Source organism: Campylobacter fetus subsp. fetus (assembly GCF_900475935.1).
In the GTDB taxonomy this organism is placed as follows: Bacteria; Campylobacterota; Campylobacteria; order Campylobacterales; family Campylobacteraceae; genus Campylobacter; species Campylobacter fetus.
This window is the reverse complement of sequence record NZ_LS483431.1, coordinates 1,165,710-1,187,324: the sequence shown is the minus strand read 5'-3', so window position 1 is coordinate 1,187,324 and position 21,615 is coordinate 1,165,710. Positions and strand designations below refer to the sequence as shown.

At 33.3% G+C, this 21,615-nt stretch carries 19 protein-coding genes; 15 read left to right on the top strand and 4 right to left on the bottom strand.

The window, feature by feature from the left end; all coding sequences use genetic code 11:
• Positions 1 to 33 precede the first annotated feature (33 nt).
• Genes DQN38_RS05935 through mnmC form a run of 5 tightly spaced genes read left to right on the top strand, consistent with a single transcriptional unit; the run spans position 34 to position 7,878 of the window.
• Positions 34 to 2,118, top strand: coding sequence for a RelA/SpoT family protein (locus DQN38_RS05935; RefSeq protein WP_002849880.1), 2,085 nt, complete (start codon positions 34 to 36; stop codon positions 2,116 to 2,118).
• Position 2,119: 1 nt separating this feature from the next.
• Positions 2,120 to 3,328 (top strand): tyrosine--tRNA ligase, encoded by a 1,209-nt coding sequence (tyrS, locus tag DQN38_RS05930; RefSeq protein ID WP_038453814.1) that lies wholly within the window; start codon positions 2,120 to 2,122, stop codon positions 3,326 to 3,328.
• Positions 3,328 to 4,440: a nitronate monooxygenase gene (locus DQN38_RS05925; protein WP_111738214.1), complete on the top strand. Its 1,113-nt coding sequence runs from the start codon at positions 3,328 to 3,330 to the stop codon at positions 4,438 to 4,440. Before tyrS ends, DQN38_RS05925 begins: the two co-directional genes overlap by 1 nt.
• A complete protein-coding gene (locus tag DQN38_RS05920; protein WP_065844058.1) occupies positions 4,424 to 6,043 on the top strand; it encodes an N-acetylmuramoyl-L-alanine amidase family protein in 1,620 nt (539 codons plus the stop codon). Before DQN38_RS05925 ends, DQN38_RS05920 begins: the two co-directional genes overlap by 17 nt.
• Positions 6,040 to 7,878: a bifunctional tRNA (5-methylaminomethyl-2-thiouridine)(34)-methyltransferase MnmC2/FAD-dependent 5-carboxymethylaminomethyl-2-thiouridine(34) oxidoreductase MnmC1 gene (gene mnmC, locus DQN38_RS05915; RefSeq protein WP_035170815.1), complete on the top strand. Its 1,839-nt coding sequence runs from the start codon at positions 6,040 to 6,042 to the stop codon at positions 7,876 to 7,878. Before DQN38_RS05920 ends, mnmC begins: the two co-directional genes overlap by 4 nt.
• A 46-nt stretch (positions 7,879 to 7,924) precedes the next feature.
• On the opposite strand, the gene DQN38_RS05910 is transcribed toward mnmC, so the two are convergent.
• The gene (locus DQN38_RS05910; RefSeq protein ID WP_002849869.1) at positions 7,925 to 8,848 is read right to left on the bottom strand and encodes a helix-turn-helix transcriptional regulator; all 924 of its coding nucleotides are present in this window, start codon (positions 8,846 to 8,848) and stop codon (positions 7,925 to 7,927) included.
• Between the two features lie 101 nt (positions 8,849 to 8,949).
• Between DQN38_RS05910 and DQN38_RS05905 the strand changes: the two genes are divergently transcribed.
• The 8 genes from DQN38_RS05905 to DQN38_RS05870 all read left to right on the top strand — a co-directional run bounded on the left by DQN38_RS05905 (position 8,950) and on the right by DQN38_RS05870 (position 16,115).
• Positions 8,950 to 11,016, top strand: coding sequence for a TonB-dependent receptor (locus DQN38_RS05905; protein ID WP_065844057.1), 2,067 nt, complete (start codon positions 8,950 to 8,952; stop codon positions 11,014 to 11,016).
• A gap of 8 nt (positions 11,017 to 11,024) precedes the next feature.
• Entirely contained in the window at positions 11,025 to 11,624 is a 600-nt protein-coding gene (locus DQN38_RS05900; protein ID WP_065844056.1) for a hypothetical protein, read from the top strand.
• Positions 11,617 to 12,237 (top strand): hypothetical protein, encoded by a 621-nt coding sequence (locus DQN38_RS05895; protein WP_111738213.1) that lies wholly within the window; start codon positions 11,617 to 11,619, stop codon positions 12,235 to 12,237. Before DQN38_RS05900 ends, DQN38_RS05895 begins: the two co-directional genes overlap by 8 nt.
• Positions 12,234 to 13,277, top strand: a complete 1,044-nt coding sequence (locus DQN38_RS05890) for an ABC transporter substrate-binding protein (RefSeq protein WP_065844054.1) — start codon at positions 12,234 to 12,236, stop codon at positions 13,275 to 13,277. Before DQN38_RS05895 ends, DQN38_RS05890 begins: the two co-directional genes overlap by 4 nt.
• Positions 13,258 to 14,238 carry a FecCD family ABC transporter permease gene (locus DQN38_RS05885; RefSeq protein WP_011732117.1) on the top strand — a complete coding sequence of 327 codons (981 nt, stop codon included), beginning with the start codon at positions 13,258 to 13,260 and terminating at the stop codon, positions 14,236 to 14,238. Before DQN38_RS05890 ends, DQN38_RS05885 begins: the two co-directional genes overlap by 20 nt.
• Positions 14,229 to 15,002 (top strand): ABC transporter ATP-binding protein, encoded by a 774-nt coding sequence (locus tag DQN38_RS05880; protein WP_065844053.1) that lies wholly within the window; start codon positions 14,229 to 14,231, stop codon positions 15,000 to 15,002. The genes DQN38_RS05885 and DQN38_RS05880 overlap by 10 nt, the downstream gene beginning before the upstream one ends.
• A gap of 87 nt (positions 15,003 to 15,089) precedes the next feature.
• On the top strand, positions 15,090 to 15,623 hold the full coding sequence (locus tag DQN38_RS05875) for a hypothetical protein (protein WP_002849861.1): 534 nt from the start codon (positions 15,090 to 15,092) through the stop codon (positions 15,621 to 15,623).
• A gap of 48 nt (positions 15,624 to 15,671) precedes the next feature.
• Positions 15,672 to 16,115, top strand: a complete 444-nt coding sequence (locus tag DQN38_RS05870) for a GNAT family N-acetyltransferase (protein WP_065844146.1) — start codon at positions 15,672 to 15,674, stop codon at positions 16,113 to 16,115.
• Between the two features lie 61 nt (positions 16,116 to 16,176).
• On the opposite strand, the gene ppa is transcribed toward DQN38_RS05870, so the two are convergent.
• The 3 genes from ppa to aspS are packed head-to-tail and all read right to left on the bottom strand — an operon-like array spanning position 16,177 to position 19,026.
• Positions 16,177 to 16,695: an inorganic diphosphatase gene (gene ppa / locus DQN38_RS05865; RefSeq protein ID WP_002849859.1), complete on the bottom strand. Its 519-nt coding sequence runs from the start codon at positions 16,693 to 16,695 to the stop codon at positions 16,177 to 16,179.
• A 4-nt stretch (positions 16,696 to 16,699) separates the two neighbouring features.
• Complete coding sequence (locus DQN38_RS05860) at positions 16,700 to 17,275, bottom strand: adenylate kinase (protein ID WP_002849858.1); 576 nt, start codon at positions 17,273 to 17,275, stop codon at positions 16,700 to 16,702.
• Complete coding sequence (gene aspS / locus DQN38_RS05855; protein ID WP_065844147.1) at positions 17,272 to 19,026, bottom strand: aspartate--tRNA ligase; 1,755 nt, start codon at positions 19,024 to 19,026, stop codon at positions 17,272 to 17,274. The genes DQN38_RS05860 and aspS overlap by 4 nt, the downstream gene beginning before the upstream one ends.
• A 178-nt stretch (positions 19,027 to 19,204) precedes the next feature.
• Between aspS and DQN38_RS05850 the strand changes: the two genes are divergently transcribed.
• Positions 19,205 to 20,068: an NAD(+) kinase gene (locus tag DQN38_RS05850; protein WP_010401859.1), complete on the top strand. Its 864-nt coding sequence runs from the start codon at positions 19,205 to 19,207 to the stop codon at positions 20,066 to 20,068.
• Positions 20,058 to 21,581 carry an AAA family ATPase gene (locus DQN38_RS05845; RefSeq protein ID WP_011732116.1) on the top strand — a complete coding sequence of 508 codons (1,524 nt, stop codon included), beginning with the start codon at positions 20,058 to 20,060 and terminating at the stop codon, positions 21,579 to 21,581. Before DQN38_RS05850 ends, DQN38_RS05845 begins: the two co-directional genes overlap by 11 nt.
• The last annotated feature ends 34 nt before the right edge of the window (positions 21,582 to 21,615 follow it).

Sequence of the window (21,615 nt, the reverse complement as noted above, 5' to 3'; positions counted from 1 at the left end):
GATGTTTTATACTCCGTTGCAAAGCCCACAGGAATGCTTTTAAAAGCAGTTGATTACTGTGTTAGGCTTCATGAGGGTCAGTTTAGAAAAAGTGGAGAACCATATGCCATACATCCTATATTGGTATGCTCTTTCGTAGCTCATATGGGTGGCGATGAGAGTATGCTTATAGCTTCTTTATTGCATGATGTTGTTGAAGATACCGAGTGTAGCGAAGATGAAGTTAGATTTGAATTTGGCGAAGAGGTTACAAATTTAGTAAGAGGGCTTACTAAGATAGTCGCTATAAGAGAAAATGAGTTGGCTAGTTCTAATTCAAATGAAAAATTAGCAGCCTCAGCGCTAACTTTTAGAAAAATGCTTTTAGTATCTATAGAAGATGTTAGAGTACTTGTAATAAAACTTTGTGATAGATTGCATAATATGCTAACATTAGAAGCCCTTAGGCCAGATAAACAAAAACGCATAGCAGAAGAAACTCTAGTTGTTTATGCTCCTATAGCACATAGACTTGGAATTTCGGCGGTAAAAAATATCTTAGAAGATCTTAGTTTTAAGTACGTTTTACCAAAAGAGTATTGCGTAATAGACTCATATATAAATGAACACAAACAGCAGCTTCAGTTAAAAATCAACTCATTTAGTCAAAAAGTAGGCGAAAAACTTCTTACTAGCGGTTTTACAGAAGATAGTTTTGAAGTTCAAAAAAGAATAAAGCATTACTACTCTATCTATCTAAAGATGCAAAGAAAAGGTATCAGTATGGAAGAGGTTTTGGATCTACTTGCAATAAGAATAATAGTTAAAAATCCAAAAGATTGTTACTTGGCTTTAGGTGTCCTTCATATGAACTTTAATCCTCTTATTTCAAGATTTAAAGATTACGTTGCTTTACCAAAACAAAACGGTTATCAGACTATTCATACGACTATTTTTGATAACAAAAGTATTATCGAAGCTCAAATCAGAACATTTGATATGCATAAAACTGCAGAGTACGGTGTAGCGGCTCACTGGAAGTATAAAAATGGAGGGTTAATAGCTCCAAAACTCGATTGGCTAAGCGATATAAGTGCCCAAGAAGGCGATGATAAAAGCATAGAAGATCTATATGAGTATGCAAAAGATAGTTTATATGTAGAAGATATAGCCGTTTATTCTCCAAAAGGAGGAATTTTTACTCTTCCACGTGGAGCTACTGCTCTTGATTATGCTTATGAGATACACTCTGAAGTAGGACTTCACGCTAAAGAAGCATATGTCAATAGAATACGAGTACCACTCTTAACAGAGCTCAAAAACGGTGATATAATCCGCATAGTAACGGGAAATGAAGCTCATTACCGCTGTTCTTGGTTATCAAATGTCAAAACAGGAAAAGCAAGAGCAACTATAAGAAGTTTTTGCAGACAAAAGATAAGAGAAGTAAATCAGCAAGTAGCTATGGATATATTAGTCGGTATATTTAATGTTGGAGAAAGAAAGATATTAGACTGGCTAGAGAGTGAAAATTTAAATAAAAAAATCGCAAGAGCCGCCAGTGATTCAGTTTATCTTCAAGACGTTGTAAATGCACTTAAAAAATATCCTAAACAAGATAAATTATTTAGTCTTAAATTTGCCGATAAATATGAGGTAAAAAAACAGAAATTTGATAATATCGTTGTCTATTCAAATCATACTATAAAAGGTGTAGAGTTTGACTACTGCTGCAATCCAAAACGCGGCGATGATATAATAGGCTTTAAAAATGGTCACAACGTAGTAGTTCATCATAAGCTTTGCGAAAGAGCTGCTAAACTTATGAGCGATAAAGAAGAGATGATATTTGTCAAATGGACCAGAAACGCACCGCATAGATATAAAATTATTTTAAGTATAGAGAATAAGCGCGGTAGTTTAGCTGCTTTTTTAACATATTTGGCTAAATTAAATGTGGATCTAGTAACTATTACTTTAAGCGAAAGCGATGACCTTATTGCTGCTGATTATTTTGACGTAACTATAGAATTAAATGAGAATTTAGATAGCAATATGATAAGAGATAAGTTAAAAGAGAGGTATAAGATAGCTGAGTTTAAATCCCTATCTGATGCTTACCATAATCAAGGAGAGTAATATGAATAATATAGATAGTATAATGCAAGAGATAAAAAAAGGTGTTGCTGAGATAATAGATTTCTCTCGTATTGAAAGCCTTATTAAAAATTATTACGAAAATGGTAAAAATTTCTATATAAAAGCAGGTTTTGACCCAACCGCTCCTGATCTTCACTTAGGGCATACCGTAGTTTTAAATAAAATGAGACTGCTTCAAAAACATGGCGGTATAGTTCAATTTTTGATAGGTGATTTTACTGCTAAAATAGGAGATCCAAGCGGCAAAAGCGCAACTAGAAAAGTGTTGGACGATGATACTATAGCTAAAAATGCAAAAACATATAAAGAGCAGGTTTTTAAAATTTTAGATGAGAGTAAAACCGAAGTTATGTTTAACTCGGCTTGGTTAAGCAAGCTAGGAGCAGATGGACTTATCGCTCTTGCAAGTACGTTTAACGTAGCTAGAATGCTAGAGCGAGACGACTTTACAAAACGCTATAAAAACGAAACTCCTATAGCTATAAGCGAGTTTTTATATCCTCTTTTGCAAGGTTATGATAGTGTAGCTATGAAATGTGATATAGAAATGGGTGGAACAGATCAGAAATTTAATCTTTTAATGGGTCGCACTCTTGGACGAACGTACGGTATAGGTAAAGAACAAGCTATTATTATGATGCCTCTGCTTGTAGGCTTAGACGGTGTAAATAAAATGAGTAAAAGCCTTGGCAATTACATAGGCGTAACAGAGAGTGCAAATGATATTTTTGCTAAAACTCTTAGCATAAGTGACGATCTTATGTGGGTATGGTATGAGCTTTTAAGCGATAAAAGTTCTGATGATATTTTAAATTTAAAAGCAGATGTTAGCAGTGCAAAATTGCATCCAAAAAAAGTGAAAGAGAATTTAGCTTTAGAAATTACAAGTCGTTTTCACGGAATAAGTGAAGCCGGGGCTGCAAAAGATGAGTTCGACAGAGTTCATTCTAAAAAAGAACTTCCAAGCGATATGCCTGAGTTTGAGATAGTTAAAGACGAAATTTGGATAGTAGAAGCGCTTAGCAATTGTGCATTGTGTTCTAGTAACGCTGAAGCGCGTCGTCATATAAAAGCAAACGCAGTGAGTGTAAATCAGCAAAAGGTTATAGATGAGCAGCTTAAACTTGCTAAGGGTGAGTATATTTTGCAAGTCGGTAAAAAAACGTACGCAAAATTAAAGGTAAAATAATGGAACTAAAAAGCTTAAAAATAGGCAAATATGAGATAAAATATCCTATTATTCAAGGTGGAATGGGACTTGGTATCAGTTGGGACAAGCTTGCTGGTAATGTTAGTTTAAATGGTGGATTAGGAGTTATAAGTTCAGTTGGAACCGGTTATTATGAACATAGAAGTCATATTGCTAAAGAGATAAATAATAAACCTTATGATAGTGAAAATTTCTACTCAAGAGATGGATTTAAAGCCATCATAGACAATGCTAGAAAAATATGCGGCGATAGACCTTTAGCTGCAAATATAATGTGTGCTAGTAATGATTATGCTAGGATAGTAAAAGACGCTTGTGAACATGGGATAAATATCATAATTTCAGGTGCCGGACTTCCTACAAATTTACCGGAACTTACAAAAGGCTTCAAAGACGTTGCTTTAGTCCCTATAGTAAGCTCCGCAAAAGCACTTAAAATAATATGTAAAAGATGGCATCTAAGATATGAAAAACTTCCTGATGCAGTTGTATTAGAAGGACCTCTTAGCGGCGGACATCAAGGATTTACCTATGAACAGTGTATTGATCCGGAGTTTCAATTAGAAAAGCTTATAGAACCTGTCGTTAAAGAAGCTAGTGAGTGGGAAAAGATCGGCGGAAAACCGATTCCTGTTATGGCTGCTGGTGGAATTTGGGATCATGGCGATATAGCAAAAGTCATAAGTTTGGGAGCAAGCGGCGTACAGATGGGAACTAGATTTATCGGAACTTTTGAATGCGACGCTAGCGATAATTTTAAAAGTGTTTTGCTAAATGCTAAAAAAGAAGATATAAAACTTATAAAAAGTCCGGTTGGATATCCTGCTCGTGGAGTTAGAACAAATTTAATAGAGTTAGTAGAAAAAAGAAGCGGACCTAAAATTCAGTGTATAAGCAACTGTGTGAGTCCTTGTTGTCGTGGTAAAGAAGCTAAAGAAGTCGGTTATTGTATAGCAGACAGACTTTATGATGCTTATTCAGGAAAAAAAGAGACCGGACTATTTTTTACCGGCGCAAACGGATATAGACTAAATGAGATAATTAGTGTGAAAGATCTGATAAAAAAGTTGGTATATGGGGAAAATAGTTAGAGTTCTTTTACTATTTATCCTAAGTGCGTTTGCATTCGGAGCTGACTTTTCGTCTTGGTTGGGCGAGTTTGATACGAAATTTTATAGCTCGGCAAAACAAGAACAGCTCCGTATTTATCATGATTTAAAAGGCGTTTATGTACATTCTATATTAAACGACAATAAAGACTTAAAAATACAAACTCTTTTAAGATTGGTAGATGGCTCAAAAAAGCTTGGGTTGGATTATAAAGTTTATGAAAGCGAACTTAAAAATTATGAAAATCAGGATATTATAAGCTACGCTCAAACTAAAGAATTAGTAAAAAAACCTGAAAAGCAGACTATAAATAAAAATATTATCCCGAAAGTTGAAACTTCTGCTAAAAAAATAGAATCTAAAGAGCAAAAAGTAGAGAATGAAGTTCAAAAAAGCAGCTCAAAAGAGAACGAAGATGAGGTAAAAAAACCTCTAAAGGTACTTAAATTTAGTAGCGATGATGATAGTTTTGTTTTGAGTTTAAATAGGGATATGGATGAAAAAGAGATTAAAACTTTTGAATTAAATACAAAAGAGCTATATAAAAGAATTTATGATATTAATGCGATTTTAACTACTCAATTTAAAAAACCAACTCAAAAAATATCTGATGATATAAGAGTCGCTCAGTTTGATAAAGATACGGTAAGGGTTGTATTTTATAGTGATAAAAAACAAAATATCAATACTAAATTTGAAAATAAAAATATAATTTTTTTCATAAAAGATGGAGTATCTAAAAAACCAGTTGCTAATTTAGACTCAAAATCTCAAACTCAAAAAACTAGTGATAAAACCGCTCAAAAAAATAAGACTCAGACCTCTGCTGTGGCTAAAACAGCTAAAAAAGAAGATGATAAAAAATCTCAAACACAAAATAAAAATACCATAAAAAATATACCTAGGAACAAAACTATAGTTTTGGATGCGGGACACGGTGGAAAGGACGCCGGAGCGGTCGGTTCAAGAACGCTTTATGAAAAAAATGTTGTTTTAAAAGTAGCTTTGAAAGCTGGAAAGATACTCAAAAATAGAGGTTACAAAGTTTATTATACGCGAGATAAAGATAAATTTATAGGTCTTAGAAATAGAACTAGTTTTGCCAATGATAAGATGGCTGATCTTTTTATATCTATTCATGCTAACGCCGCGCCAAATAGTAAAAAAGCTCCTGAAATGCAAGGTATAGAAACATTTTTTCTTAGTCCAACTAGAAGTGAGAGAAGTATGCGAGCAGCAAATTTAGAGAATAAATCAGATACAGATGAGATGAATTATTTCACTAAAATTAGCTTTTTAAATTTCTTAAATAGAGAAAAAATAATTGCCTCAAATAAACTTGCTATCGATATCCAAACAAATCTTTTAAGCTCTGTGAGAACTAATTATAACGTGTCTGATGGAGGAGTAAGGGAAGCTCCTTTTTGGGTTTTAGTAGGTGCGCTTATGCCAGCAGTTCTTATAGAAACTGGATATATTACTCATCCAAAAGAGGGAAAACTCCTTGCAAATGATGCTTACGCCGATAAATTAGCGGAGGGAATCGCAAATGGAATTGATGATTATTTTGCGAAAAATAGATGATAACTTTTAGAGGCGACGGACTTTATAATTCTAAATTTGATGATATATACTTTAATACAAATGAGCCTTTGATTGAATGTGAACATACTTATAGCAGCGTCTTAGATGAAATTAATGCTAAATTTATTGTTGTTGCAGAGGCTGGATTTGGCACCGGACTAAATTTTTTTAGCACCGTTTTAAAGTTTCTAAGTTTAAATAGTACCGAACTTCACTATATAGCCGTGGAAAAATATCCTTTTAAAAAGAGCGAATTAAGAGAAATATATCTTAAATTTGAGATATTAAAACCGTTTTTTGATGAGTTTATAGAGCAATATGAGATCTTAGATGGTGCATTGATTCGTATAAAGCTTTTAAATGAAAGAGTTATTTTAGATCTGTACTTTGGTGATATTTTAGATGCTTTTGATGAGCTTAGTTTTAGAGCAGACGCATGGTATTTAGATGGATTTTCTCCTACTAAAAATCCAGATATGTGGAGCAAAGAAGTTTTTGATAGGCTCAGCAAGTTTTGTAAAAATAGAGCTAAAGTACGTACTTTTAGCAGTGCTAAAATAGTTCAAAATAGATTTTTAGAGCATGGATTTAGTATAAAAAAATTAAAAGGTCATTATAAAAAACGCGAGATTTTAGAAGCTAGTTTGGAACACTCAAGCCCAAAAATACTTAAAGAACCGTGGTATGCATTGCCAAATATATCTAAATTTAGTGATGTTTTGATTATCGGTGCAGGAGTAGCCGGGTTAGCGGCTGCTTTTAAATTTAAAAAGGCTGGATTTAATGTTTGTATAGCTGAAAAAATGAGTGAAGCTGCTACAAATGGAAGTTCAAATTTAGCGGGAATTTTGATGCCTCTTATAACTAAACCTAAGGTTGCTTTAGGAAATATGCATATGAGCGCTTTTTTATTTGCTAGGCATTTTTATGCAAATAGTCCGTTTGCTGATTTTTGCGGCGTTTATGATTATGGTGTGAACGACTTAGAAAAAACAAGATTATCTCTTTGGGATAGTGAGATTTTTAAATTTGAAAACGATTTTGAGCCGTATCCAAGAGCGTTTATAAAAAGTGCCGCTCAAATACGACCAAAAGAGCTTTGCATGAGTTTAGCGAGTGAGTTTGATATAAAATACGGTTATGAGTTTGAATCGATAGAAAAAAGCACGGGCGGTTACGTAGTTAAATTTAAAAATTCAAAAAATATTTTTTCATCTCTTGTGATATTTGCTATGGGAGATGCTAGCACAAATCTGTTTCAAAACGTTTTTGCAGACGAATTCATGCAGCTTAGCAGTGTCAGAGGTCAAGTAACTCACTTAAATAAAGTTTTAAATTTAAATAGCGCATTTAGCGCTCGCGGTTATATGTGCAAAGATGTTAGAGGCATACAAGTTGTAGGCGCGACGTATGATAGAAATGATAATCGCAGCGCAGCAAGAGCTACCGATGATGAGAAAAATATAGATTCTTTATCTGAGTTTATAACAAATTTAGATGTTAAAGTAGTAGGTTCAAATGTTGGATTTAGAGGATATAGCGGCGATAGATTTCCAATTGTAGGTGCCGTGCATAATGCTAGTGAGTTTAAGAAAATTTACAAATCTTTATTATGGACAAAACATAGCAAAAACAATGAATTTGCCGTTCACCACGAAAATATTTTGATAAGTAGCGCTCATGGTTCAAGAGGACTTGGAACTGCTATTTTTGGAGCTGAAATTTTGCTAGATATCGCTTTAAATCGTCCTGTTTGCACTACAAACAGTATATTAAACTCTCTAAATCCTGCAAGATTTTTAGTAAGAAAACTTAAAAGAGGTTTAGTTAGATAAATTTTTATATCTGAACTAGGTATAAAAGTAGATTTGACGCCCACATTTAGCTTACGGTTTTAGTAAAATTGCTAGGATTCAATCCAAAGTATTTTTTAAAAGCAGTTGTGAAGTTATGGGGCTGTTTATATCCTAATTCTTTTGAGATTTGATTCAAACTAAGCTCTCCTTTTTCTATAAATTCCTTTGCTTTTTGCATTTTAGTATCCATATGTACGCTATAAGGAGTCGTTCTAAATAGAGTTTTAAAACCTTGTTTTAGCTTGCATTGGTTTAATCTTACTTTCTTTGATAGTTCTGTTATAGAAGGAGGGTTTTTATAATCGTTTTTTAAAATCTCCATGGCTTTATTTAAAGATAATATATCAAATTTACTCAAATTTAAGCTTTCTTTGAGATTTAAATTTAAATTTGTCAGCTCATAAGATAAAATTTCAAGTATTTTAGCTTTTATAAATAGAGCATTTATCTGTTTTTGGTTTATAAATTTATAAATTTCACTTGCACAAAATGCTGTTTTAGCATAAGTCGCTCTGTTTTGTATAATTTTTGAGCTATCCGTGTTTTGAATTTTTGTTGTTATATTTTTATCAAGATATTTTTCAAGAAACTCGTTTTTTATGGTTATTATCACGTTTTTGATTTGAGTATTTGCTTTGTAATGAATTACTCCTTTATCCATATAAAAGTAGTTTATAAGAGTTCGACCGGCTTTTGGAGCTAAATAAAAGTCGCAAACAGTACTTTTATAGTAGTGATCTGCGCTAAAAGTTATGTTTATCGTCACTCCTTTGAAGTCCGAGTCGTAGTTCGCGGCATTGTCTTCATAAATTATAAAATTGTTTATATGTAGACCTATATCTTTTGAAATTTCAACTATTTTGGTTGATATATTTGCTTTGTTTTGGTCTATTTGGATTGATTTATTTATGCGTGAAATGTCGCTATTATCTAAAATAAATTTATTCAAAAAATACTCCTTCGGTAAAATTTACTACTTATTTGGTAATTTTTATATTGAAATCTACTATCAATTTTAGTATTATAACAAAAATATCTAAGGAATTATAAATGTATAAAAAGATTACTATTTTACTATCTTTAGTTTTAGCAAGCAGTTTATATGCCGGTACAAAGCTTGATGATGTCATAGTAAGTGCAAATAGAAGTGCACAAAAACTTGATGATATAAGCAAAAGCGTATCTGTTGTAGATGGCGATACGATAAAGCGCAGACAAAGCACGAATTTAACCGGCATTATAGCCGATGAGCCGGGAATTTCTTATGCTCCTGATGGAATGAGCTCGGGACAGATTATTTTAAGAGGATTTAGTACTCAGAACTTTAGAGCACCTCTTTTTGTAGACGGTAATAGGTTTAGAGGTAGAAATACTCTTGAGTATATGCTTTTTGATCCAAACCAGATAGAGCGAATAGAGATAATAAGAGGTCCTGCTTCATCTTTGTATGGTACGGATTCCTTTGGAGGCGTGGTAAATGTTATAACAAAAAGAGCTACTGGGGATGTTCAAGCTCCATTTAATATAACAGATACTTATATAAGCAGTGAATATCAAAGCGTAAATCATGCGATTGCAAATAGATTTCAGCTTGGAGGAGTTGGAGACGGATTTGATATTTTGTTAGGTATAAACTACAAAGACGGAGATAATTACGGTACGAAAGAGGGCGTAATACCAAACTCGGACTATCTTTATAGAGGCTTTGATCTAAAAGCCGGTTATAGCTTTTTAGATACGAATAGAGTAGAACTTGCGGCTAGATATACTAAAGTAAATCGAGGTAGAGCTGCAGGACAATTTGCATCTCCTGGAGCCGGAAATGCACCCGGTGTTTTGCAAAGACAGATGAGAGAAGAGCCTATGAGGGAAAAATATTTAGCTTTGGGATATAGTGCGCAGATGCAAAACGGTAGTTTAGAAGCTAGTCTTTATAGAAGAGAGCTTTATACTCATATAAACGTAATTCCAAATTTAAACTCGCCGCAAAAATGGGTTGATAATTATGTTATTGGACCAGTTGTATATGGCGGTAAAAGTATAGTTGCTTATAGCGGTGAGTCTTTGTCTCAGACATATGGAATAGACTGGTATTATGAGAGTAGAGACGGTAGCGAGCAGAGCGTAAACGGTAAAAATAGAATAAAAAGTGCGCCAAATTCTACTCAACTAAATATCGGAGTGTTTGGGCTATTGGAGTATGGATTTGAAGGAGGAACTTTGCTGAGCGCTAGTCTTAGGCATGATTATTTTAAGACCGGACTTGAAACAAGTTTTATCAAAAATAACGAGATAAAAAAATTGTTTGAAAGTGCCGGAGATACGTCTACAAACAAAACTACTAGCGGTTTTGGTATGATATATCCTTTATTTGGAGGTTTGGATTTTGTTTTAAATATAAACTCATCTTTTAGGGCGCCATCAGTCACGGAGATAACGGCTGTTGGTGATGGAGTGAGCGGCGTATTTACTCTTCCAAATAGTAGTATAAAACCAGAAACCGGATTAAGTTATGAAACCGGATTAAAGTATAAAGACGGTTTGATAATTTCAAATTTAACAGCATTCACAAGCAGTTATAAAAATTTAATAGTTACGAGAAATATAACATATAAAAATACTCCCGCAAGGCAGCTGCAAAACGTAGGAGAATCTAGCATAAGCGGAATTGAGTTTGATATAGCTTATAAATTGCTTTCAAATTTGATTTTTAAAACAAATGCAAGTTATCTTTACGGCGAGGATAAAACGTCTCATAAACCATTGCCCCAGATAATGCCTTTAAATGGTTTTATCAGTCTAATGTATGAGCCAAAATCTATAAAAAAATCATATATAGAATATACTACTCAATGGGCGTCAAATAAGACAAGAACGGATAATTTGAGTGAGCGAGAACGAAGCGGTTACGCGGTTTCAAATTTATATTTTGGAAAAGAATTCGGAAATATGGGCGCTTTTAAGAGTGTGGAGTTGAATTTCGGCATTGAAAATATATTTGATAAAAAATATTCTATGCCATCAGTGCCCGAGGATATTAGATATCCCGTGAGCAAGACAAATCCGCTTTTAAATCCAGGTAGAAATTTTAAAATAGGCTTAAGAGCTAGTTTTTAGGAGATTTTATGAAAGATATTTTATTTATAGGAGCCAAGCCCTCCCAACTGAGTAATTTTGAGAGTTTAGGTGAGTTTAAAAGAGTTGAATGCGTTAGTCAATATAGTATAGAAGATATGGATTTTAACAGATATAACGGTATTTTGATGACTATTTATCTAGATCAATATCTAATAAAAAAACTTAGTTTCAAATTTGAAAACTTTTTAAATTTAGGAGGACGAGTGTTTTATAACGGTCATATTATTTTACCGTTTTTAAAGGAATTAAAAGAGTTTAAACCTATTCAAAATCCCAAATTTACGGATTTTTTTATTATGCAGTGCATTTATCATAAAATTTATGATCAAATAGACATAGAAAAGTTAAATACGAGAAAAGGCGTGGCAGGATTTTACTCAAGAGGTCAAAATCCACCTCCTTTAAACGCAGATATTATCACTTCTATAAGTAGCGGTAATGTTCCTGTTGATTGGGAGATTGAGGTTGGAAATGGAAAATTCTACTCTCATTGTGGAAATGATCTTTATACTTGCGGTGAAAATTACGAGATAAACTCTAAGATATTGAAAAATATCATTAGTTATTTAGGAGATAGATATGAATAGTATAGCGGCTTTAGATAGCGGAACACCGTATCATATAGTATCTTTGCATAAAAAACCTTTTAATAAATTTTTTTCAAAAGTTATTTATATACCTGAGCTTCAAATAGATGATTTGCATGATGTGGATATTTTGATAGTGACTTGCGCTAGTTCGATAGAAAAAATTCTAGAGCATAAAAATATTTTTTATGAGTTTTTAAAAGCCGGAAAGACTTTAGTCGTAATGGGCAGAAACGATGCTGAGCTTTGGCTGCATGGCGTGAAATTATCCAAGCTTCCTTTTAATTTTTGGTGGTGGTTAGATAAGAAAAATAATAGCATAGATATAGAGGTTTCAAATGCGGATTATGAACTATTTAAGTATATAAATTTTAACGATATGATATGGCATTATCATGATGGATATGAGCCTATGAACGGTGCTATAAGTGTTATAGAACATAAAATACAGAAAAAAACTATATTTTTAGATAATAAAGATTATTACGGTGGTAGACTAATATTAACTTCCTTAGATCCATTTTATCATCACGGAAGTTTTTTTATGCCAAATGCTACAAAATTTGCAGAAGCATTTTTAAGATATTTATCTAAAATGGAATTATATAAGTGAAAAAAATATTTGTTGTTTTATTTGTATTGCTTGTATCTTTATTTTCACAAGAAATAGAGTTTAGCGATGAGAGAGGAAATTTGATAAAGCTCGAAAAACCAGCTAGTAGAGTCATCAGTTTTCCGATTCCATTAGCTTCATTTAGCATAAGCGTAGATAATAACGCAGATAAACTAGTATCCATCCATCCGCTTGCAAAAATCGCAATTCAAAACGGTATCTTAGGAAGGATTTTTCCTAAGACGCTTGATTTACAAACAAATGCAGTCGGCTCAAATTTCGTTCCAAATGTGGAAGAAGTTATAAGATTAAAGCCTGATATAGTATTTCAATGGGCACATATGTCTCAAAAGATAGTTGAACCTTTGCAGAAAATAGGTATAAATTTAGTACTTTTAGACTATGGAGACGAGAAAAACGCTATTAATTGGTTTAAAATAATAGGCAAAGCTTACGATTTAGAACATAAAGTAGAAACTATACTTAAAAATAGAAGTTTTGTTGAAAATCAGATTACAACTAGCTTAAAAAATATACGTAATAGACCAAAAGTTCTATATTTTTTAAGGTACAAACAAGCTTTTTTGGTTTCAGGAAAGCAGACCTATCAAGATTATAATATTAAATTAGCAGGCGGGATAAACGTTGCTTCTCATATCGGTCAAAAAACTGTGAATTTAGAGCAGATATTACTTTATAATCCGGATATAGTACTATTAAATAATTTCGAGCAAGATCTCAGTCCCGAGGATATCTACTCAAATAAATTTCTAAAACATATAAATGCGGTAAAAAATAGAGCCGTTTATAAAATTCCCTTCGGTAGCGAGAGATGGGATCCCCCGTCTCAAGAGTCTCATCTGTCGTGGATATGGTTAAATAAGATATTTTATGGCAAATCTAGTTTAAATTTAAAAAAAGAGATGATGAATAGTTATAATATTTTTTATAATTATAATTTGAACGATAGTGAAATTTTATCTATTTTGCATTACGAAAAGAATAAAAATAGTAGATATTATGAAGATATATTGGAGTGATAAAATGAAAAAATACGCAGTTGTTTTGACTGCTTTGATTGCGATAGCCGGTTTTTCTCTTTTAGTAGGAAGAATAAGTTTAAGTGAGCTTTTATATAGTTCGCAAAATGAATTTTTTGATATGATATTGTTTGAAATAAGACTCCCAAGACTGATAGCGGCGTTTTTTATCGGAGCTAGTTTATCGGTAGCCGGAGCAGCGTTTCAAGCCATCTTTCAAAACCCTCTAGTAGGTCCAAATATATTAGGAGTGACAAGCGGTGCAGGATTTGGAGCCGTGGTGTTTATATTATTTTTTAACGAGCCGTTTTTGGTTCAAATAGGGGCTTTTGTATTTGGATTTATAGCTGTTTTAATGGCATATTTTATAGGAAATATATCAAATAAAAACTCAAAACTAATGCTAGTTTTAGCAGGCATTATAGTCGGAGCGTTATTCGGAGCTTTGATCGCCATAGTTAAATATTTGGCTGATCCTAATGATAAACTTCCAAATATCATATATTGGCTTATGGGAAGTTTGAACTTTACTAGCTGGTCTGATCTTCTGTTTTTGCTTCCCATATCGTTAGTCGGTCTATTTTTATTATGCTCTTTTAGCTATAAAGTAAATATTCTTTCTTTGAGCAGTGATCACGCAAGATTTTTAGGCGAGAGTAGAATGCTTAGTTTATCTATCATTATATTATCAACTCTTGTCGTATCGTCTAGCGTGGCTGTTAGCGGTATCATAGGTTGGGTTGGACTTTTGGTGCCGCATATAGTAAGAATGATATTTGGTGCAAATAATCTTGTAGTTCTACCTATGTCAGCTTTGATAGGAGGAGGTTATCTAATTTTAGTCGATACCGTAGCAAGGAGCGCTACTCAGTCTGAAATACCGCTTAGCATATTAACAGCACTTATTGGAGCTCCGCTTGTCGGTTTTATAATTATCAAAAAGGCAAATCAGTGGTTTTAAACGTAAATAATCTATCATTTAGTTACGCAGATGATTTAATTTTAAATAGAGTTAGCTTTGATATTTTAAAAGGTGAAACCGTATCGATTTTAGGTAAAAACGGTATAGGTAAAAGTACTCTTTTAAAGATATTATTGTCTTTGCAAAGCTATAGTAGTGGTGAAATATTTATAGACGGCGTTAATATCCGTTCTATAAATTTAAAACATAGAGCAAGGTTTCTAGGCTACGTACCTCAAGCAGAGAATTCAACATTTGCATTTTTAGTAAAAGATATTATTTTAATGGGTAGAAACGCTCATTTAGGGCTTTTCCAAAGACCGAGTAAATATGACTTGGATTATGTTTTAGAAGCTGCAGATATCGTAGGTATAACTAATTTGCTTAGTAAAAATATTTATGAGTTAAGCGGAGGAGAGAAACAACTTGTGTTGATAGCTAGAGCTTTATGTTTGTTTCCTAAGCTTTTGATTATGGATGAGCCGATATCCTACCTCGATGTTTTTCACCAAAACAAGATCTTATCTCTTATAAATCTTTTAAATACTAAATATAATATATCTGTTTTATTTACATCTCATTATCCAGATCATACTCTTGCTATATCTCACAAAACTCTTTTGCTAAATGGTGTTAATGGCGCTATATTCGGCGAGTCAAAAGATATTTTAACTGATGTAAATTTAAAAAATCTTTTTGGAATAAGCTTTTTTGGCTTAAAAATCAATGAAAAAGATAGACTGTTGCCAAAATGGAATATATGAAATTAGTATTTAGTTTTTAATCAGATATAAATTATCTTTTATATTTATAATTTTTTTTGTATAATTAACGCAAAAAAAGGAAATTTTATGCATTGGTTAGATAAAGAAATAGTCGTAGTCGAGATAGATGGGAGATTTTTTGCGCTTAATGGATGGGATGGAGAGTGCTATTCGAGATGTTGGGAGTGCGGTGATAGAAGAGGTGATAAATTTCATAAAGTGGTCGGAGTGGATACTTATAAGATTACTCCGCGCTTTGGAGATGAGTTTGTGTTGGAAAAAAATCCCCTTATCGGAACAATGGATGATATAAAAGAACAGATGTATAAAAGCTTGCTTCCTTATATGGGTCAAGCAAATACTATCAGCGGCGAGATACTGCGTGCAATACAGTTTATAGAACATAGCATTACAAAAAATACAGATATCAGTGGAGCTCTTAAATTTTTATCTTTAAATTTAGATGATGACTCCTGTTTGATTTTGATCGATGAGATAAGAAACAATGATTTTGAAAATTTTTCGGTATTGAAACAAAAGGTTGAAAATATAGTTTTAAAACAGTATGAAAATAATGAACTAGAGATAAATTATGATGATTTTGAGGATATGAACGACTAAAATTTGCGCTTGCAAATCTTGTCAAATTTGATTTGAGGTAAAAAATAAATGAAAATAGTAGAAATAAAAGACAGAAATTCGGTTTTGATAGAACGACTTGTAAACGTCTGGGAAGATTCGCTCAGAGTGACACATCTGTTTTTATCTGATCTGGAAATAGAGAATATAAAAAAATACGTCCCGCAAGCTCTATATGATGTTTCAAATTTGATTATTTTAAAAGATGAAAAAGGAAATATACAAGCATTTATGGGGATAGAAGGTCAAAAACTAGATATGTTATTTGTCTCTTCAAAAGAGCAAAATAAAGGTTTTGGAAAGAAACTCATCTGTTATGGTATAAACAACTATTCCATTAACGAAGTGTGCGTAAATGAGCAAAATCCTATAGCTAAACGGTTTTATGAATATATGGGTTTTCGTGTTTATAAAAGATCAGATATTGACGAACAGGGCAATCCATATCCTATTTTATATATGAGATTAGCATAAATTAGAGATCAAATCAGATATTTAAATTTAAAGGCGCTAAGAAGCGCCGTTTTAAATTTAGTTATTTATAATTTTTAATAGCTTTGTCTAAAATCTCTTCGGCTTTTTTAGCATCTTCAAAGCCTTTTACTTTTACCCATTTTCCTGGTTCGAGTAGTTTATAAGTCTCAAAAAAGTTTTTTATTCGGTTTAGCGTAGCTTCACTAAGGTCGCTTATAGAGTGGATATCTGCGTATCTTGGATCTATCTTAGTAACAGGAACCGCTAAAAGCTTTTCGTCCATTCCGGCTTCATCTTCCATGACTAAAACACCTATCAAACGGCAAGGTATCACGCTACCTGCTTGAAGCGGATATTCGTTTAGCACTAAGATATCTGCAGGATCGCCATCATCAGCCAAAGTGTTTGGTACAAAACCGTAGTTTGCAGGATAGAACATAGCTGAGTATAAAACTCTATCTACGACTACGGCACCGCTATCTTTGTCGATCTCGTACTTTATGTTTGAGCCAAACGGAATTTCGATAACTGCGTTTAGTTTGTCTGGATTGCTTCCGAATTTGATTTTGCTTATATCCATGATTTTATCCTTTGATTAAGTTTTCGATTAAATTTTTCATATCCGCTACTATTGTTTCTATAGTGCGTTCGCCATTTATCATGTGAAGTATTTTTTTGTCATTATAAAATGCGCGTATTTCTTTTATAGGGTCAAGATATACTTTCATTCTATTGTTAAATACTTCATTGTTATCATCGGCTCCGCGTGCTCTACCTAAAACTCTGTTTCTCGCTACTTCTTCGCTTACATCTACTTCAATGACGCCATCGAGTTTAACTTCGCTTTGAGAAGCTAAAACCCTATCAAGCTCTCTCATTTGCTCTTCGCTTCTTGGATATCCGTCTATTAAGATATAGTTTTTATCACTTGATCTTATGGCTGAGATGATAGTGTTTACGACTACTTCTAAAGGAACTAAATTTCCTTTAGATATAAAGCTGTCTATTAGCTTTCCTAGCTCACTTCCGCTCGCAACTTCGGCTCTTAAAAGATCTCCGGTTGAATAATGCGCAAATTTATCATCGTTTGCGGCTATCATACTTGCATCGGTTGTTTTGCCGCTTCCTGGCGCTCCGATGATTAAAAATAGTTTTTTCATTTAGTTTCCTTCCCTTTAAGTCTTAGTCCTAGCTCTCTTAATTGCTCGTTTGAGACATTGCTAGGAGCCTTTGTCATAGGGCAGCTTGCACGCTGAGTTTTAGGAAACGCTATAACATCTCTTATGCTAGCTGATTTTGTGACAAGCATGATAAGTCTATCAAGACCTATGGCAAATCCACCGTGTGGAGGTGCACCAAAACTAAGAGCGTCAAGTAAAAATCCGAATTTTTCTCTTTGCTCCGCTTCATCTATTTTTAGTAATTTAAATACTTTTTGTTGGATATCGTTTTTGTGAATTCTGATACTTCCGCCGCCAAGTTCTACGCCGTTTAAAACAACGTCATAAGCTATGCTTGTTATATCTTCAAGGTCTTCTTCGTCTGGGTTGTTTGGCATAGTAAATGGATGGTGCATCGCAGAGTAGCTACCGTCGTCATTTTGTTCAAACATAGGGAAATTCACTACCCATAAAAACTCAAGCTTGTTTTCGTCTATGATGCCAAGCTCGTTTGCAAGGAAAGCTCTAAATCTTCCCATATAATCAAGAACGGTTTTTTTATCTCCAATACCGAAAAATACGACGTCTCCTACTTTAAGTTCGCATCTTTTTATTAGTTCATCTACTTGCTCTTGTTCAAAAAATTTAACTAAAGGTCCTTTTAGTCCGTCTTCTTTAACTTGTATAAATGCTAGACCTTTTGCTCCGAATTTACGCACAAACTCTTCAAAACGTTGCATTTGACGTTTGCTAAAGATATTATCTCCTCCCGGAACTTTTATGGCTTTTGCACGGTTTTTCTTTGTATTTTGTGCAGGAGTGCTGAAAATTTCGTTATTTGATTTTGCAAATATATCTATGACATCAACCATAGGTAGATCAAATCTTAAGTCTGGTTTATCGTTACCGTAAGTCTCCATAGCGTCTTTGTACTCCATTCTTCTAAACGGAGTTATGATATCGTGTCCGCAAGCGTAAAATATATCTTTTAGAATTTCTTCGCCGACTTTTATCACGTCTTCTTGTGTGCAAAAGCTCATTTCGACGTCGATTTGAGTAAATTCTGGTTGGCGATCGGCTCTTAAGTCTTCATCTCTAAAACAACGGGCTATTTGAAAGTATTTATCAAATCCTGCACACATCAAAAGTTGTTTGAAAAGCTGCGGACTTTGCGGAAGTGCGTAAAAACTTCCCGGATATACGCGGCTAGGCACGAGATAATCTCTTGCTCCCTCAGGGGTAGCGCGAGTCAAAATAGGAGTTTCAACCTCTAAAAATCCTAGTCTATCAAGAGCGTTTCTACACGCTATAGAAGCTTTTGAGCGTAGTTTAAATTTATCAAAACTCTCCGTGTTTCTAAGGTCCAAAAAGCGGTATTTTAAGCGAATATCTTCGCCGACGTTTGGATCGCCGATAACAAACGGAAGTGCGGCGCTCTCGTTTTCTATGTATAGCTCATCAACTATGACTTCGATCTCGCCCGTTTTTAACTTCGGATTTATTAATCCTTCCCCTCTTGCTCTTATAGTTCCTGTAGCTTTTAAAACATATTCATCTCTTACTTTTGATCCTATTTCGTGTGCTGATTTGCTATCTTTTGGATCGCATACAAGCTGAATAATACCTGTTCTATCTCTTAAATCTATAAAAATGACACCGCCGTGATCACGGTATGAATTTACCCAGCCGCAAAGCTGGACTTTTTTGCCTATATCGTTGCTGCTAAGGTCGGTGCAATAATGACTCCGCATATTTTGTCCTTTCTTAATAAAAACTACTATTATAATACAAGTTTTATAAATTTTTTATCAAACTATAGTTTATATATTTAAATTTAAAATAGATTGTTATGTTTTTAAATTTAGTTATGATTTTATAGTTTAGTTTTTAAGCATTTTTTTTATAAAATACAAAAATTAGGAAAACATAATGATTGAAATTCATAAAAATTTAAAAGCCGTAGGAATATTAACTAGAAACGCAATAGACCAAAAAGACGCTATAAATACGTTAAAAAAAATACTTGAAAAATATGAAGTAAGCGTACTTTTAGAGCATCATATAGCAGCCGAGTTAAATGAAGTAGGCTGCAGTTTAGACGAGATGTTAAAAAATACAAATTTAATAATATCAGTAGGCGGCGACGGCAATTTCATCAGCACTTGCAGAAAATGCGCTAGTAGCGGCGTGTTTGTATTTGGCGTGCATACTGGACATCTTGGATTTCTCACTGATGTTACATTAAATCAGTGTGATAAATTTTTTGAAGAGTTTTTTAGAGGATGCTACGAAATAGAAAAACCATATATGCTTGAAGCTAAATTTAAAAAAGATGATAAGATAATGGAAAAATTAGCTTTTAATGATATAGTTTTGATGAGACGAAAGATCGATTCTACATCTAATATAGAAGCTTTTTTAAACTCAAAATACTTTAATTCATATTTTGGAGACGGCGTTATAATAAGCTCTGCCATGGGATCAACTGCTTATAATATGAGTGCAGGCGGAGCGATAATATATCCGCTTTGCGACGTTTTTAGTCTTACCCCTGTTTGTTCTCATAGTTTAACTCAGCGTCCGCTCATACTTCCAAAAGAGTTTAAAGTAGAATTTAAAAGCTGTGATGATGTTGTAGTTTTGATAGACGGACAAGATAGAGTGGATTTGAAAAATTATACTAGCGTAGAAGTTGGAATTAGCGATGTTAGAGTAAATCTTATCCGCCATAAAGATAGAGATTATTTTGAAATTTTAAAACAGAAGCTTAGATGGGGGCATAATGATAAGTAGAGTTTATATAAAAAACTATCTTGGATTTAGCGAGCTTGAGCTTAATTTTGGATCCGGACTTAGCGTATTTACCGGAGTCAGCGGAGCCGGAAAGTCTGTTTTAATGGGTGCGATTTTATCTGTTTTTGGATTTAAAGATAGTGAAGCAAAGCTTATAGAAGCTGATGTGGAGTATGATTTTTGCGCAGATGAATTTGGCATAGAAACAGCAGATATAAATACGTTTAAGTTATTAAAAGATAAAAGCACGAGATATTTTATAAATAATCAATCTATATCTAAAAAGAATCTTAGTTTGATAGCTGGTTCTCACTTAAAATATCTAAGCGCAAAAGAGATAGGCGAGTTTGAAAATAGCAGACTAATATCCGTTTTGGACGGTTTGGCTAGTAAAAATGATAAAAATTTTGTTCTAAATTTAAAAAACTTTACTACTAAATTTGAAGAGTTTATTCTCATCAAAAAGGAATTGGAAAAGGTTTTAGAAGAGGAAAAAAAAGTAGATGAGCTAAAGGAATTTGCTAGTTTCGAGATACAAAAAATATCAAGCATCAATCCACAAATAGGGGAATTTGATGAGCTTATCGCTACTAAAAAAAAGTTAAGTAAAAAAGACAAGATAGAAGCCGCATGGCAAAAAGCTGATGCTATATTTAACTATGAAAAAGCTGTGCTTGATGCTCTTGAGATCAGCGATATCGACGGGACGTTTTTTAGTGATGCGTTAAATGAGTTAAAGATCGCTAGAAGCAGCGTGAGTTTTGATGAATTTGACGATATTAATATCGAGGAAATTTTAGATAGAATTGAGAATTTAAACGGACTTATAAAACGTTATGGAAGCATAGAAGAAGCCATAGACGTGTTAAACACAAAAAAAGCGGAGTTGGCTCATTATGAAAAAATCGAGTTTGAAAAGAGTGAACTTGAGTTTAAATTTAAAAAACTTCATAGTGAAGTGTTGAATTTAGCAAGTAGCATTTCTAAAGCTAGAAATGAACAAATCACACAATTTGCCATGATTTTAAACGGATATTTAAAAGAGCTTTATATGGATATGGTATCTGTAAAATTATCCCAAAAAGAGTTGGGAAATGACGGCATTGATGCAGTAGAAATCAGTTTAAATAGTTCAAATTTAAAAACTCTAAGCAGCGGCGAGATAAACCGTTTAAGACTGGCTTTTATAGCAAGCGAAGCTAAAATAACAGGTTTTGGAAACGGAGTTTTGATACTTGATGAGATTGATTCTAATCTGAGCGGAAAAGAGGCTATGAGCATCGCAGATGTTCTTTTAGAACTTGCTAAGTTTTATCAGATATTTGCTATATCTCATCAGCCTCAACTCAGCTCAAAAGCGCATCATCACTTTTTGGTAGAAAAAAATGGCGAGAATTCATTTGCAAGAGAATTAGACGCAAATGATAGAATAAAGGAGCTTTCAAGAATGATAAGCGGTGAAGTTATAAGCGAAGAAGCTAGAGAATTTGCCAAAACGTTGCTTAATATTTAAAGATTAAACAAAGTTTAAAATGATACAATAAACA

Bases quoted from the DNA above. Each gene is read 5' to 3' on its own strand.
- DQN38_RS05905 (WP_065844057.1), top strand. From the start codon at position 8,950: ATGTATAAAAAGATTACTATTTTACTATCTTTAGTTTTAGCAAGCAGT.
- aspS (WP_065844147.1), bottom strand. From the start codon at position 19,026: ATGCGGAGTCATTATTGCACCGACCTTAGCAGCAACGATATAGGCAAA.
- mnmC (WP_035170815.1), top strand. From the start codon at position 6,040: ATGATAACTTTTAGAGGCGACGGACTTTATAATTCTAAATTTGATGAT.
- DQN38_RS05885 (WP_011732117.1), top strand. From the start codon at position 13,258: ATGAAGATATATTGGAGTGATAAAATGAAAAAATACGCAGTTGTTTTG.
- DQN38_RS05925 (WP_111738214.1), top strand. From the start codon at position 3,328: ATGGAACTAAAAAGCTTAAAAATAGGCAAATATGAGATAAAATATCCT.
- DQN38_RS05870 (WP_065844146.1), top strand. From the start codon at position 15,672: ATGAAAATAGTAGAAATAAAAGACAGAAATTCGGTTTTGATAGAACGA.
- ppa (WP_002849859.1), bottom strand. From the start codon at position 16,695: ATGGATATAAGCAAAATCAAATTCGGAAGCAATCCAGACAAACTAAAC.
- tyrS (WP_038453814.1), top strand. From the start codon at position 2,120: ATGAATAATATAGATAGTATAATGCAAGAGATAAAAAAAGGTGTTGCT.
- DQN38_RS05920 (WP_065844058.1), top strand. From the start codon at position 4,424: ATGGGGAAAATAGTTAGAGTTCTTTTACTATTTATCCTAAGTGCGTTT.
- DQN38_RS05875 (WP_002849861.1), top strand. From the start codon at position 15,090: ATGCATTGGTTAGATAAAGAAATAGTCGTAGTCGAGATAGATGGGAGA.
- DQN38_RS05895 (WP_111738213.1), top strand. From the start codon at position 11,617: ATGAATAGTATAGCGGCTTTAGATAGCGGAACACCGTATCATATAGTA.
- DQN38_RS05845 (WP_011732116.1), top strand. From the start codon at position 20,058: ATGATAAGTAGAGTTTATATAAAAAACTATCTTGGATTTAGCGAGCTT.
- DQN38_RS05860 (WP_002849858.1), bottom strand. From the start codon at position 17,275: ATGAAAAAACTATTTTTAATCATCGGAGCGCCAGGAAGCGGCAAAACA.
- DQN38_RS05935 (WP_002849880.1), top strand. From the start codon at position 34: ATGCTTTTAAAAGCAGTTGATTACTGTGTTAGGCTTCATGAGGGTCAG.
- DQN38_RS05900 (WP_065844056.1), top strand. From the start codon at position 11,025: ATGAAAGATATTTTATTTATAGGAGCCAAGCCCTCCCAACTGAGTAAT.
- DQN38_RS05850 (WP_010401859.1), top strand. From the start codon at position 19,205: ATGATTGAAATTCATAAAAATTTAAAAGCCGTAGGAATATTAACTAGA.